This window comes from Nocardia sp. NPDC055029, from assembly GCF_053608525.1.
In genome coordinates this window covers 33,573-47,840 of record NZ_JBSGVQ010000042.1, presented here as the reverse complement: position 1 = coordinate 47,840, position 14,268 = coordinate 33,573, and the positions used below count along the sequence as shown (strand labels likewise).

Annotated in this window: 11 protein-coding genes; 9 read left to right on the top strand and 2 right to left on the bottom strand. The window is 69.3% G+C overall.

What is annotated here, in order from left to right; genetic code table 11:
- Positions 1 to 795, bottom strand: a complete 795-nt coding sequence (locus ACWF9G_RS28635) for an HAD family hydrolase (protein ID WP_379308426.1) — start codon at positions 793 to 795, stop codon at positions 1 to 3.
- A 415-nt stretch (positions 796 to 1,210) separates the two neighbouring features.
- Between ACWF9G_RS28635 and ssd the strand changes: the two genes are divergently transcribed.
- The 7 genes from ssd to ACWF9G_RS28600 all read left to right on the top strand — a co-directional run bounded on the left by ssd (position 1,211) and on the right by ACWF9G_RS28600 (position 7,600).
- A complete protein-coding gene (ssd, locus tag ACWF9G_RS28630; protein WP_452519086.1) occupies positions 1,211 to 2,308 on the top strand; it encodes a septum site-determining protein Ssd in 1,098 nt (365 codons plus the stop codon).
- A complete protein-coding gene (locus ACWF9G_RS28625) occupies positions 2,305 to 3,486 on the top strand; it encodes a TadA family conjugal transfer-associated ATPase (RefSeq protein WP_452519084.1) in 1,182 nt (393 codons plus the stop codon). Before ssd ends, ACWF9G_RS28625 begins: the two co-directional genes overlap by 4 nt.
- A 930-nt stretch (positions 3,487 to 4,416) precedes the next feature.
- On the top strand, positions 4,417 to 5,205 hold the full coding sequence (locus tag ACWF9G_RS28620) for a type II secretion system F family protein (RefSeq protein ID WP_452519082.1): 789 nt from the start codon (positions 4,417 to 4,419) through the stop codon (positions 5,203 to 5,205).
- A 762-nt stretch (positions 5,206 to 5,967) separates the two neighbouring features.
- Positions 5,968 to 6,588: a type II secretion system F family protein gene (locus ACWF9G_RS28615; RefSeq protein ID WP_452519080.1), complete on the top strand. Its 621-nt coding sequence runs from the start codon at positions 5,968 to 5,970 to the stop codon at positions 6,586 to 6,588.
- A 72-nt stretch (positions 6,589 to 6,660) separates the two neighbouring features.
- Complete coding sequence (locus ACWF9G_RS28610; protein ID WP_189031156.1) at positions 6,661 to 6,870, top strand: DUF4244 domain-containing protein; 210 nt, start codon at positions 6,661 to 6,663, stop codon at positions 6,868 to 6,870.
- A 41-nt stretch (positions 6,871 to 6,911) separates the two neighbouring features.
- Positions 6,912 to 7,226, top strand: a complete 315-nt coding sequence (locus ACWF9G_RS28605) for a TadE family type IV pilus minor pilin (RefSeq protein WP_452519078.1) — start codon at positions 6,912 to 6,914, stop codon at positions 7,224 to 7,226.
- Positions 7,223 to 7,600, top strand: a complete 378-nt coding sequence (locus ACWF9G_RS28600) for an Rv3654c family TadE-like protein (RefSeq protein WP_452519077.1) — start codon at positions 7,223 to 7,225, stop codon at positions 7,598 to 7,600. Before ACWF9G_RS28605 ends, ACWF9G_RS28600 begins: the two co-directional genes overlap by 4 nt.
- Before the next feature lie 298 nt (positions 7,601 to 7,898).
- On the opposite strand, the gene ACWF9G_RS28595 is transcribed toward ACWF9G_RS28600, so the two are convergent.
- Positions 7,899 to 10,289 carry a DEAD/DEAH box helicase gene (locus ACWF9G_RS28595; protein ID WP_452519114.1) on the bottom strand — a complete coding sequence of 797 codons (2,391 nt, stop codon included), beginning with the start codon at positions 10,287 to 10,289 and terminating at the stop codon, positions 7,899 to 7,901.
- Positions 10,290 to 10,722: 433 nt separating this feature from the next.
- On the opposite strand from ACWF9G_RS28595, the gene ACWF9G_RS28590 reads away from it, so the two are divergent.
- Together ACWF9G_RS28590 and topA are read left to right on the top strand one after the other, a co-directional pair.
- Positions 10,723 to 10,929: a cold-shock protein gene (locus ACWF9G_RS28590; RefSeq protein WP_019044597.1), complete on the top strand. Its 207-nt coding sequence runs from the start codon at positions 10,723 to 10,725 to the stop codon at positions 10,927 to 10,929.
- 256 nt (positions 10,930 to 11,185) lie between these two features.
- On the top strand, positions 11,186 to 14,125 hold the full coding sequence (gene topA / locus ACWF9G_RS28585) for a type I DNA topoisomerase (protein ID WP_452519076.1): 2,940 nt from the start codon (positions 11,186 to 11,188) through the stop codon (positions 14,123 to 14,125).
- The last annotated feature ends 143 nt before the right edge of the window (positions 14,126 to 14,268 follow it).

The window sequence follows — 14,268 nt, the reverse complement described above, 5'->3', positions numbered from 1 at the left end:
TCAGCGACGTTTCCGCAGCAGTCGGTAACTGATCGCGCCCGCGATGATCGCGCTCAATCCGACCGCCGCCGTTGCCGCGACGGTGGTGCTCGACGGCGCCTGGAATCGCGACCACAGCGACACCGGATTGGAGAAGGTGAGCACCGGCCAGCCGCGCGCGACGGCCTCCTTGCGCAGCGCGCGGTCGGGGTTGACCGCCGTCGGGTGGCCGACCGCGCTCAGCATCGGCAGGTCGGTGATCGAATCGGAGTACGCGTAGCACCTGGACAGGTCGTAACCCTCTGCCGCGGCCAGCTTTTCGATCGCGGCGACCTTGCCTTCGCCGTAGCAGTAGAACTCGATGTCGCCGGTGTACTTGCCGTCCTCGACGACCATCCTGGTCGCCTCGGTGTGCGAAGCGCCGAGTACCTCAGCTATCGGGGTGACGATCTCCTCGCCGGACGCCGAGACGATCACCACGTCGTGTCCGCGGATCTTGTGATCGGCGATCAGATCGGCGGCCTCGGCGTAGATCAGCGGGTCGACGAGATCGTGAAGCGTCTCGGCCACAATGGATTTCACCTGCTCCACATCCCAGCCGGCGCACATGTTGGCGAGGTTTGCCCGCATTCGTTCCATCTGGTCATGATCGGCCCCCGAAAGCAGGAACAAAAAGTGCGCGTAGCTGCTCTCCAGCACGGCGCGACGGTTGAGCAGACCCTGTGCGTAGAACGGTTTGCTGAACACGAACGCGCTCGACTTCGCGATCACCGTTTTGTCGAGATCGAAGAACGCCGCGACGCGTCCGCCGGGCACCGGCGCTCGGCCCGAATGGGCGAGTCTTGTGTCCGGAAGCGGAGTCTGGTCACGTTCGGCCGTCACGTCAACAGGATAGGCACGCCTCGCGCGGAGTGCAGGAGGCGGCCGTCCTGGCCCCTCCGCGGGGTTTGCCCCGGGGACGCCGGAGGCCGCGAATCGCCGAAAGATGGTGGCGAACGCTACTTGCGCCTGCGCCGGGGGATGGGTGTAGTATTGCTGGCACCTGGACATGGTCCAGGCGCGTTCAGCCCGACCCCCCGGGGCTGAACCCGACGGCCCCAGCCTCCTCCCCCCCGGCTGGGGCCGTCCTCTATTTCCGGGTAGGTCGAGAAAGTTCTCCACACCCCCGAGTTATCCACAATCGGCTTTCGCCGTCTTTCCGCTCGCTCGCAATTCCTCCACGCTGAGCTGCATGAACCTCCTCGCCGCACCACCCGCTGTCGGACTGGCTCCCGCGCTGGTACTCGTGGGCGACCATCGCCTGCGCGCCGAAGTGCGCCGGGTCGCGGCGGCCGCCGAACGCGCCACCGACGAGCGGGCCATGCCGGTCGGCAGGCACGCGTGGTCGGGCGCGGGCATGGTGATCCTCGACACGGCGGCCGCTACGGCGGCGGCCGCGGAGGGCTGTCCGCGGCGTCCGGGGATCGTGCTCGTCACCGAGGGGGAACCCGCGGTGCCCGACTGGCAGGCTGCCACCGCGGTCGGCGCCGAGCGGGTCGTCGCGCTGCCTGCCTGTGCGGTCGAACTGGTCGAGCAGTTCGCCGAGCACGCCGAATCCCGGACGGGGGAGGGCGTGGTCGTCGCGGTCGCGGGCGCGGGCGGTGGTGCCGGCGCGTCGACACTCGCCGCCGCCATCGCCTTACGTGCGGCTGCGCGGCGGTCGAGACCCGACACCGTGCTCATCGACGGTGCGCCGCTCGACGGTGGAATCGACCTGGTGCTCGGGATGGAGGATGTCCCCGGGCTGCGCTGGCCGGACCTGGTCATCGAGGACGGCCGGGTTTCCGCGACGGCACTGCACAACGCACTGCCCGCTGCGGCGGCCGGGCTCGCGGTGTTGTCCTGTGGGCGGCACGGCGCGGGGCGATCACCTGCCGAGCTGACGCCCGCCGCTGTCCGTGCTGTCATCGAATCCGGCAGGGCGGCAGGCGATCTGGTCGTCTGCGATGTGTCCGCGGAGCGCGGCCCCGCGGCCGATGCGATGGTCGACGCCGCTGATCTCGTTGTCCTGGTCGTCCCCGCCCGGCTGCGCGCTGTCGCTGCCGCCGAGGTGGTGGCGGCCTATCTCGGTGAGCGAAATCCCAACCGGGGCCTGGTTGTTCGCGGCCCGGCGCCGGGCGGGTTGCGTGGTGCGGAAGTGGCCGAGGTGCTCGGGCTGCCGCTGTTGGCCGCGGTGCGCGGGCAGTCAGGGCTGGCGGCGCGACTCGAACGCGGTGGGCTGAGCGTCCGCAGGCGCGGGCCGCTGCGCGACGCGGCCGACGCGGTGCTGTCGATGGTGGGTGCGCGATGACCACGTTCGTCACCGTCGACCTGCTCGAACGGGTCCGCGAACGGCTCGCCGAGCACGCGGGCGTGCCCGATGCGGCGCAGCTGGCCGCCGCGATCCGGGCCGAAGCCGGTGGCGTGCTCGCCGACACCGACCTGCTGCGGGCGCTGCGCCTGCTGCAGACCGAGATGACCGGGGCGGGTCTGCTCGAGCCGCTACTGCACGATCCCGCGGTCGCCGATGTGCTCGTCACCGGCCCCGACTCGGTGTGGATCGACCGTGGTCACGGCCTCGAACAGACCGACGTCCGCTTCGCCGACGAGGCCGCGGTCCGCAGGCTCGCCCAGCGACTCGCTCTCGCCGCCGGACGCAGGCTCGACGACGCCCAACCCTGGGTCGACGGCAAGCTCATCGGCACCGAGGCCACACTTGGCGATGCGTTCGGTGTCCGCCTGCACGCGGTCCTCGCGCCGGTCGCCCACGACGGGACCTGCCTGTCCCTGCGCGTGCTTCGCCCGGCCACCCAGGGCCTGATCGCCTTGGCCGCCGCCGGTTCGGTGCCTCCCGCGGCACTCCGACTGCTGACCGACATAGTCCGCGCCCGGCTGGCCTTCCTCGTCGTCGGTGGTACCGGCGCAGGCAAGACCACCCTGCTGTCCGCGCTCCTCGCCGCCGTAGACCCGGCCGAACGGATCATCTGCGTCGAGGACGCGGCCGAACTCGCCCCCGTTCATCCCCATGTGGTGCGGCTGGTCGCACGCACCGCCAACGTCGAGGGCGTCGGCGCGGTCACCGTGCGCGACCTGGTCCGCCAGGCACTGCGCATGCGTCCCGACCGCATCGTCGTCGGCGAGGTCCGCGGCGCCGAGGTCGTCGACCTGCTCACCGCCCTCAACACCGGCCACGACGGCGGCGCGGGCACCGTCCACGCCAACTGCCCCCAGGAAGTCCCCGCCCGCCTCGAAGCCCTCGCCGCCCTCGGCGGCATGGACCGTGCCGCCCTGCACAGCCAACTCGCCGCCGCCGTCCAAGTGGTCCTCCACGTCCACCGCCGAGCCGACGGCACCCGCGGCCTCCGCGAGATCGGCCTCCTCGAACGCGACGGTGCCGGCATCCGGATCACCCCCGCCTGGCGCTCCGACGACCTACCCACCCCCGGCGCCACCGAGCTGGAGCGACTGATCGAGGTGCGACTCGGATGAAAATAACAGGTGCAGGCGCATGGCCGATCCGCGGAGAGGGTGCATTCCCGCAGGCCGACGCTCGAGGCTCGTCGAAGAGCCGCACACAGGCAGTATCGCGCGGGGGTGCCGGTGTATGGCCGGTCGGCGGAAATCGTGCGTCCACGCAACTAGGTGACAGGGGCCTTGCGCGGAGCCTCGGCGCTGGGTCGCGTGACCGGGCTGCTTGCGTGTGGCCGATCAGCCGAGATGGCGAGTCACCGCGGGCGGGCGACCGGTACACGACGCGGAACCGTGCACCGGCAGCGCAGCCTGCCGTGGGTACCGGAGTGATGCCGGGCGGCGGAGACGGCGCGTCGCCGCAGGGCGGTTACGGGCGCACGGCTCAGATCCGCACAGTGGCAGGATCGCCCGGTGCAGGTGCAGGTGCAGGTGCAGGTGCAGGTGCAGGTGCCGGTGCCGGTGCCGGTGCCGGTGCGGGTGCGGGTGGGATTCGATCGGTTCGGCTGCGCAGCTGGTTGGCACGGGTGGTTCGGGTGGCGACCGGGGCGCGACTGCGATCAAGGTTGGCGAGCGATGGTCGACGGTCGGGCGGCAGACGAAGGCAATCGTCATGGGTGGGATCGAGCGAGTGCGCTTGCACTGTGGTGCTCGCCGAGGGGAGCTCGCGAGGCGGGGAGGCGCCGTTCAGCAGCGCGGTGCCGGTGTCGTTCTTCGGCACGGCGGGCGACGCGCCAGATCGTACAGGGGGTTCCGGTTTCGATGTGGCGTTCGCTGCTGTGGATGCGGCGCTACCCAGTGACCTTGCGCTCGTGGCGGAATCGGTCCTGACCGCGGCACCGACGGGTTCCCGTCCACGGACAGTGGTACCGACTCCCGCATCGACAGCCGCTCCAGAATCAGCGCGAAACATTCTGAGACACACCACTACTAGACGGCACGGGGGTGGCGATGGAGATCGGACTGCTCTGTTGCGCGGTGGCGGTGCTGATGCTTCCCGCTGCGGGCGATCGGCGGCGCTTTCGGCGGCTGTTCGGTGCGGGCGGTGTGGGTGCGGCGAGGCGGATGCCTGTGGAGTGGTGTGCGGGAATCGGACTGGCGTGCACGGCCTTCGCGTTCGGGATCGGGACGGGACTGGCGGCGCTCATGGTGGGCGTCACCGTCGCGGTGCGGAATCGGCGCTGTCGTGGTGAGCGGGCCCGTCGAGCGGAGTGCGGTCACCTGTTGGCCGGGCTCGAGGCCGTCATCGGCGAACTGCGGGTGGGTGCGCATCCGAGCGCGGCGGCGGAGGCCGCGGCAGCCGAGTCGCGGGGAGAGGCGGCGCGGGTACTCGGGATCAGCGCGGGCCGCAGCAGGCTCGGGGGTTCCGGTGCCGACGGCTGGCTCCACCCGGATTCGATTGTCGCCGAGGAGTTGTCGAGGATCGCCGTCGCCTGGCGGGTGGCCGAAGAACACGGCCTCGCCCTGGCCGAGCTGCTGGCCGCGGCCCGCACCGACCTACTGGGCCGCATCCGCTTCCGCGACCGAACCGAAGCCGCTCTCGCGGGAGCCCGCGCCTCGGCCACCGTCTTGGCCGGTCTCCCACTGGTAGGCATCGGCCTCGGCCAGCTCATGGGCGCAGCTCCCCTGTCAGTGCTCTTCGGCTCACCCGCCGGCGAACTTCTCCTACCGCTCGGCGCGGCCCTCGCCTGCTGTGGACTGCTGTGGACAGATGTGATCACCCGCCGCGGAACGGCCTGAACCGGTGGGCGTTCGATTCCGCCCAGGCCTGCACGTTGTCGGCCAGGCTGTGCACAACCCCGGTGGGACAGGGTAAAGACGGGACACACGGTCGAGCTTTGGCTGCGATCGGCTGGTGCGCCCCGGCCTGCACGCTGCCGGCCATGCTGTGCACAACCCCCGGTGGGACAGGGTCGAGACGGGACACACGGTCGAGCTGTGGCTGCGATCGGCTGGTGCGCCCCGGCCTGCACGCTGCCGGCCATGCTGTGCGCAACCTATGGGACAGGCGCCGAGACGGCACACACGGCCGAGCTGTAGCTGCGATCGGCTGGCCGACGGCGCTGCGGCAGGCATTTCGCATTCTGGTGTGTGACGCGATGCCTATCGCAGGGCGGTGATCGGGGATGGCGACGCCCTCGAGGCGCTTCCGGGAGGGCAGAGGCTCCGCCAACTACTGACCGCGAAGATACGGGTGAGCAGGCGGAGACAGGCCGAGGCAGCGACATCGCCGGGCTGCTCGATACCTAGGCCGCTCCAGCTGAACATCGGTGCGGCACAAGAAGTCCAGGCCCCAGGGGCATAGGCCAGAGCGCCGGAGCGGAACACGCGCGCTCATAGGGGCCGTACGGGTTGGTGACGAAGTGTTTCGCGTCTTCGGTCGGTGAGGACGCTTCCGATCGGCGGTCTAGACCGCAATGCACTGCGCGCCAGCGAGACCGGCGCCGGGGTCGAAGATCTGGATTGGTCGAAACGTCATGGGGAGGGATTGCTGTGCAGAACATGGTGAGTACGTCGTCACCTTTCGCGCTGCTGGTCGCGGCCATAGCTGTGGTGCTACTGCCCGGGCGCGTCGCGGTGAGTCGGCGGATGCGGGCGCTGGGCCGGTCGCCGACGGCCACGGCGAAGGCAGGGAGTGGGTCGGCGAAGGCGGATCCGCTCGGGTCGGCATCGGCGTTCGATCTGCTGGCCGCTTGTCTGCGGGCTGGGCTGCCGATGGCCGCGGCCGCGCGGGCAAGTGCGGGGACGGCGCCGCCGATGTTGCGGGCCTCGCTGCTGCGGGCCGCCGATCTGCTGGCGCTCGGCGCTGACGCGGCGACGGCGTGGGAGCGTGCCGCGGCGGATGCGGTCGGGTCGGCGGGCGCCGAGGAGATCGAGTCGCTGGCCAGGATGGCGCGGCGCTCTGCCCGCTCGGGTTCCTCATTGGCCGCGGCCGTCGGCGAACTGGCGGACCAGCGTCGGGAAGCAGTGGAAGACGCGGCCGTCGCGCGCGCCGAACGCGCCGGCGTGCTGATCGGTGGGCCACTCGGCCTGTGCTTCCTGCCCGCCTTCGTGTGCCTCGGCATCGTCCCGGTCGTGATCGGCCTGGCGGATCGGGTCCTCGGCGACGGCGGACTGCTGTGACCGGCCTCGGCGAGGCAGGCGAATCGTCACCGCGCGGATCGGCCGCGTGGTGTGGAAGGAGAGGGGATCACGATGACGTTCGTACGCGCCGTATATATAGGGGCGAAGACGCGGATCACGCGCTTGCTGATCGACGACGACGGCATGTCCACCGCGGAGTACGCGATCGGCACCATCGCGGCCGCGGCGTTCGGTGCGGTGCTCTACGGGGTGGTGACGGGCGACAGCATTGTCAACGCGCTGACCCAGATCATCGACAAGGCACTCAACACGAGCGTGTAAAGCTGTGCGGCGCAGGGAGTCTCGCTGACGACGCGGGTGCGGTGACGGTCGAGGCCGCCATCGCCCTCGCCGCACTGGTATGTGCGGTGGTGCTGTGCATCGGTGCGCTGCTGGCCGCGTCGACCCAGGTGCGCTGTGTCGACGCGGCTCGCGAGGCGGCCCGGTTGGCCGCTCGGGGCGACACCGCGCACGCGGTGGCAGCGGCCAAGACCATCGCGCCACCCGGCGCAGTGGTCGATGTTCGCAGCGAGGGCGATCGGGTGGTGGCCGCCGTCGCCGCGGGCACACCGCTGCTTCCCGGACTCAGGTTGCGTGCCGAGGCGGTCGCGATCGCCGAGCCCGGGGTCGGTCGATGATCGGCTCGGTGGCGCGGCGGCTCGCCCGGGACGCAGGCGGTGCGACGGCGTTCGCGTGCTTGGCGTTGGCCGGGCTGATCGCGCTGACCATGGTGATCGGGCAGATGGGTGTCGTCGTGGTCGCCCGGCATCGGGCACAGGCCGCGGCCGACCTCGGCGCGCTTGGCGCCGCGAGTGTGTTGGCCGAAGGGGCGGAGGCGGCGTGCGCCGAGGCCGTGGAGGTCGCGCGGCGGATGGGCGAGCGGGTGCGACGGTGCACGGTGGCGCAGTGGGACGTCGTGGTCGCGGTGGAGGCGAATGCGTCATTCGGAGTGTTCGGTGTGCGCACTGTCTCCGCTGCTGCTCGCGCGGGCCCGGTGGCGGATAGTGCGTGACGCAGAAGTGTTATCACTGGTCGGTGGATGTTCCGCGCCGAACTAATACGGAATTCATTGGAACTCATTCTCCGAATTTCCTTGAACATTGTTTTAGGAGGAGAGAACTAAATGAAAAGAATGATGTGGCCAACTCGTATGCCCCGTTGGCAATGAGTCAGTTAACAGAAGAGTCGTCCTTTTTATTCACGGGCCAGCCGGTCGCGGACCCGTCGGTGCTGGTCAACGCAAATATGGTCGAGCGACCAGCATTCTCGCAGTGAGGTGTAGCGCCGGACACGTCACCGCCGCTGCGGCATCACGGAACAGGCGCCGGGCTCGGCTGGGCACGCAACTCGCCCAGAACGGCGACCAGAAGCCGGCCTGCGGCGTCCTTGTCCAGGGGGTTGTTCCCGTTTCCGCACTTGGGTGACTGCACGCACGAGGGACAGCCGTCCTGGCACCCACAGCTGCGGATGACGCTGAGAGTGGCAGCCAGCCATTCCACGAGCTGGGCGAAACCGCGCTCGGCGAACCCAGCGCCTCCTGGCTGGCCGTCGTAGACGAACACGGTCGGCGCGCCGGTGTCGGGATGCTCGGCGATGGAGACGCCGCCGATGTCCCAGCGGTCGCACCCGGCGACCAGGGGCAGCATGCCGATCGCGGCGTGTTCGGCGGCATGTAGAGCACCGGGGAGCTCGTCTTCGGAGATTCCCGCGGCGGCGAGCAGCCGGGGCGTGACGGTGTAGAGGACGGCCTTGGTGTGCAGGGTCTGGGCGGGCAGGTCGAGTTCGACCTGGTCGAGCACCTCGCCGGTGACCAGGGTGCGCAGGTAGCCGACGACCTGGTTGGTGACCGCGACCTGCGCGGATGCGGTGGTGACGGCCCCGAAGACGCGCTCTTCGGTCACCGCTTCGATGGTGATCGAAGTGACCTGACGGGCGCTGGTGGTGAAGCCGGGGTCCACCTCGTTGACGAAGGCGACGCCGCCGTCGAGGTCGAGTTCGTCGACCAGATAGGTCTCGCCCTGATGCAGGTGCACGGCTCCTTCGTGCAGGGTGGCGGGCGCCCGGCCCGCGTCGGCTGTGCCGAGCAGCCGTCCGGATTCGGCGTCGACGATGGCGACCGGCGTTCCGAGCTCGCCACGCACGTCGACGGCGTCGTGGGGATGGGTGTGGGCGGTGACGTGCCAGCGTGCGGGTGCACCGCGCGTGCCCGGCCTGCGCCGGATCAGGCCTTGTCCGGCCAGGTCGGCGAGTACTTCGCCGGCCCGGAGCTCGCTCACCTCGTCGTCGGTGAGCGGCAGTTCCATGGCGGCGCAGAGCAGCTGCGGCCCCAGCACATAGGGGTTGTAGGGGTCGGTGATGGTGGCCTCGATCGGCCGGTCGAGCAGCGCGGCGGGGTGGTGCACCAGGTAGGTGTCGAGCGGATCGTCGGTCGCCACCAGCACGACGAGCGCGCCCTGTAGCCGTCTGCCCGCACGCCCGGCCTGCTGCCAGAAGGACGCGACCGTGCCAGGGAAACCGGCGATGACCACGGCGTCGAGACCGGCGATGTCGACGCCGAGTTCGAGGGCATTGGTGCTGGCCGCGCCGAGCAGCGTGCCCTCCGACAGCGACTGTTCGAGCTCCCTGCGGTCCTCCGCCAGGTACCCCGCGCGGTAGGCGGCAACCCGTTCCTGCAGCTCAGGTGCTCTTTCGGCGAGCACGCGGCGGGCATCGAGCGCGATCAGTTCGGCCCCGCGCCGGGAGCGGACGAAGGTCAGCGTGCGTGCACCCTCGGCCACCAGACCGGCCATGATCTTGGCCGCCTCCCCGGTCGCGGTGCGGCGGACGGGCGCGCCGTTCTCCCCGGTCAGCACCGCGCTCAGCGGCGGCTCCCACAGCGCGACGGTCCTTGCGCCGCGGGGTGACGCGTCCGCGGTGACCGCGGTGACCGGTGCGCCGATCAGCCTGCTCGCCGAGGCCGCGGGGTCGGCGCTGGTGGCCGAGCAGAGGATGAACACCGGGTCGGCGCCGTAGAACGCGGCGAGTCTGCGCAGCCTGCGCAGCACGAGGGCGACGTGCGATCCGAAAACTCCCCGGTAGGAGTGGCATTCGTCGACCACCACATAGCGAAGGTTGCGCAGCACCCGCGCCCAGCGCTGATGCGACCGCAGCATCCCGACGTGCAGCATGTCGGGATTGGTGAATATCCAGCGCGCATTTGCCCGCACCCACTGCCTGACCTCGGCGGGAGTGTCGCCGTCATAGGTGGCCGGATGGGCCTCACGCAGGGGATTGTCGTGGATCAGCCCGCCGACGGCGCGCAACTGATCGGCGCCGAGCGCCTTGGTGGGGGACAGGTACAGCGCGGTCGCGCGCTGATCCTCGTGCAGGGCGGTGAGCACCGGCAATTGGTAGCCAAGGGATTTGCCGGACGCGGTCCCGGTGCTCACGACGACGTGCGTCCCGGCGACCGCGAGGCCCGCCGTCGAGGTCTGGTGCTCCCACGGTCGCTCGATCCCCGTCGCGCCCAGGGCTGTGACCAGCTCCGATGGCACCCACGCCGGCCACTCTGTGGTGCGCGCTCGCTGGGCGGGGAGCTCGGCGACATGGGTCAACGGGTTGCCGCCTGCGGCCGCCTCTGTCAGGACACGATTCAGCAACGATCGACCGTAGCTCTCGCTCGCTACCGGCGATCGGACCTCGGTCCGCTCGGTCGGATTCATCTCATAGCCCTCTCGCGACACGCCGGAAGTGTGAAACGTGTGTGTGCGGCAAGCGCTACCTGCGATTTCGTAACCCAATAGCGACCTGGGTCACAGCATGTTTGCTGGAAGCCCTCCCGGTTATCGTGAAGCAAACAGACTGAAAGTACGGATTCACCCAATCGGTCCCTCGCCTGCGCATTCGCAAGATCAAGAATTTTGCAAATTGTCGGTAACTCGACTGTTGAATTGCTCGGAGACATGGTTCACTGGGTCCTGGTCGCAAGCTTCTGTGTTCGAGGGACGGATCGAAAGTCCAACCATCAGCAGGATCGATGTTGCGAACGCCGTGCTCAGGCTTTCCTTGCAGGGGGACCCACAGTACAGCGGTCGGAACGGACCCGGTGGACGAACCCAGTTGTCCGCCGTTCCGGTAAGAAAGAGAAGGAACAGAATGGCACAGGGAACTGTGAAGTGGTTCAACGCGGAGAAGGGGTTCGGCTTCATCGCGCCCGAGGACGGCTCCGCTGACGTCTTCGTCCACTACTCGGAGATCCAGGGCACGGGCTTCCGTACCCTCGAGGAGAACCAGAAGGTCGAGTTCGAGGTCGGCCAGGGCACTAAGGGCCCGCAGGCCACCGGCGTTCGCGCGCTCTCCTGAGCTGCGAATCGAATCAACGCCCGTCCCCCATCTCCTGCGCGGAGGTGGGGGACGAGCCATTTCCGGGTAGAGTCGCCCGGAACTTCGCTGCTCGAGAGGGTTGCGAACCCGCGTCGCCGGCTGCCATGAACGCAGCTACCCAAGTGCGCAGGGTATAAACGTCACTGGTGGCGATGTCCGAACGTCGCGCCGTCTGCCCCAGCCGCGCACCGAGCGGACCTCCCGACGCGCGGATCTAGAAGGAAGGTGTTCGCCGGTGGCAACACGAGACCGCAGTTCAGCCGACCAGGGGCGTCCCCTGCGTCGTCTCGTGATCGTCGAATCCCCGACGAAGGCCCGCAAGATCGCGCCGTACCTGGGCCGCAACTACACGGTCGAGGCGTCGGTGGGTCATATCCGCGACTTGCCGCGTGGCGCCGCCGACGTGCCTGCCAAGTACAAGGGACAGTCCTGGGCGCGCCTCGGCGTCGACGTCGATCACGACTTCGAGCCGATCTATGTCGTCAGCCCGGACAAGAAGGCCAAGGTCTCCGAGCTCAAGAGCCTGCTGGCCGACGCCGACGAGCTCTATCTCGCCACCGACCCCGACCGCGAGGGCGAGGCGATCGCCTGGCATCTGCTCGAGACGCTCAAGCCGAAGGTCCCGGTTCGCCGGATGGTCTTCCACGAGATCACCGAGCCTGCCATCCTCGCGGCCGCCGCCGACACGCGCGAACTCGACAACGATCTGGTCGACGCCCAGGAAACCCGCCGCATCCTGGACCGCCTCTACGGCTACGAAGTCAGCCCGGTGCTGTGGAAGAAGGTCATGCCGCGGCTGTCGGCGGGCCGCGTGCAGTCCGTCGCCACCCGTGTCATCGTGCAGCGCGAGCGCGAGCGCATGGCGTTCCGTTCCGCCGAGTACTGGGACATCGCCGCCAAGCTCGACGCGGGCGTCGACGAGAACTCCGATTCGACCAACCCGCGCACGTTCGGCGCGCGCCTGGTCCAGGTCCAGGGCGACCGGGTCGCGTCCGGCCGTGACTTCGGCTCCGACGGTCAGCTCAAGTCGGCCTCCGGTGTCGTCGTGCTGGACGAGGCCTATGCCCGCAGGCTGGCCGAGGCGCTCGACGGCGCCGACCTGGTGGTCTCCTCCGCCGAGGCCAAGCCGTACTCGCGCAAGCCGTATCCGCCGTTCATGACCTCGACGCTGCAGCAGGAGGCGGGCCGCAAGCTGCGCTTCACCTCCGAGCGCACGATGCGGGTCGCCCAGCGGCTGTACGAAAACGGCTACATCACCTACATGCGAACCGACTCGACCACGCTGTCGGAGTCGGCCATCGCCGCCGCGCGTTCGCAGGCCACGCAGCTCTACGGCGCGGAGTATGTTTCGCCGACGCCGCGGCAGTACACGCGCAAGGTCAAGAACGCGCAGGAAGCACACGAGGCGATCCGTCCGTCGGGCGACACCTTCATCACTCCCGGTCAGCTGGCCGCCAAGGTCGACCAGGACGAGTTCCGGCTCTACGAGCTGATCTGGCAGCGCACCGTCGCCTCGCAGATGGCCGACGCGCGTGGCACCACACTGACCCTGCGCATCACCGGCACCGCGCGGACCGGCGAGGAGTGCGTGTTCTCCTCCTCGGGTCGCACGATCACCTTCCCGGGCTTCCTCAAGGCCTACGTCGAGAGTGTCGACGAGGAAGCGGGCGGTCAGTCCGACGACGCCGAATCCCGTTTGCCCGCACTGGAAGAGGGACAGGGCGTCACCGCCGTCGAGCTGACTCCGGACGGACACAGCACGAATCCACCCGCGCGCTATACCGAAGCCTCGCTGATCAAGACGCTCGAAGAGCTCGGCATCGGCCGCCCGTCGACGTACTCGTCGATCATCAAGACGATTCTCGATCGCGGGTACGTCTACAAGCGCGGTAGCGCGCTGGTGCCGTCGTGGGTGGCGTTCGCGGTGGTCGGTCTGCTCGAGGCGTACTTCGGCAGGCTGGTCGACTTCGACTTCACCGCCGCGATGGAGGACGACCTCGACGCGATCGCGGGCGGACGCGAGCAGCGCGGAAACTGGTTGTCCAGCTTCTACTTCGGTGGCGATCACGGCGCCGAGGGCTCGGTGGCGCGCTCGGGTGGCCTCAAGAAGATGGTCGGCGAGCAGCTCGACGACATCGATGCCCGCGAAGTGAACTCGATCAAGATGTTCGTCGACGAGGAGGGCCGCGATGTCGTGGTCCGCGTCGGCCGGTTCGGTCCGTACCTGGAGCGAATGGTCGTCAATCCCGATGACCCGGACGGTGATCCGGTGTCGCAGCGGGCGAACCTGCCCGACGATCTGCCGCCGGACGAGCTGACGCCGGAGGTCGCCGAGAAGCTGTTCTCGACGCCGCAGGAGGGTCGTGCGCTCGGCGTCGATCCGGTGTCGGGGCACGAAATCGTCGCCAAGGAAGGACGTTTCGGCCCGTACGTCACCGAGATCCTGCCCGAGCCACCCGCGCCCGACCCGGCCGCGCCGCCCGCGAAGAAGACGACCAAGAAGGCGGCCGAGGTCAAGCCGCGCACCGGGTCGCTGTTCAAGTCGATGGATCTGGCGACGATCACCCTCGACGACGCGCTCAAGCTGCTGTCGCTGCCCCGCGTGGTCGGCAACGACCCGGCCTCGGGCGAGGAGATCACCGCGCAGAACGGCCGCTACGGCCCGTACCTGAAGAAGGGCACCGACTCCCGGTCGCTGGCGACCGAGGACCAGTTGTTCACCGTCACCCTCGACGAGGCGCTCAAGCTCTACGCCGAGCCGAAGCGGCGTGGGCGGCAGGCGGCCAGCGCGGCTCCGCTGCGCGAGCTGGGCAACGACTCGGCCACGAACAAGCCGATGGTGATCAAGGACGGCCGGTTCGGTCCGTACGTCACCGACGGTGAGACCAACGCGAGCCTGCGGAAGGGCGACGAGGTCGAGTCGATCACCGACGAGCGTGCCTCCGAGCTGCTGGCCGATCGCCGGGCACGTGGGCCGGTGAAGAAGGCGGCCAAGAAGACGCCCGCGAAGAAGGCGGCCAAGAAGGCGCCGGCGAAGAAGACGGCGGCCAAGTCGACGGCGACCAAGACGGCCACGAAGACGGCTGCCAAGAAGACCGCCGCGAAGAAGGCTCCGGCCAAGAAGGCTCCGGCGAAGAAGGCAGCAGCGAAAAGCGTTGGCGGCGACGAGGACTGACGACCGGCCTCGTCGGCATGCGCTGAGCATTCACTGAAGGCTCCGATGGTCCGGATTTCGACCGATCGGCGGGATAGTGAACTTTCGCCGCGGTGGCCGATGGGATCTGTCGGGTGGTGGCGGCGCGGCTCGTCGAGCGCGTA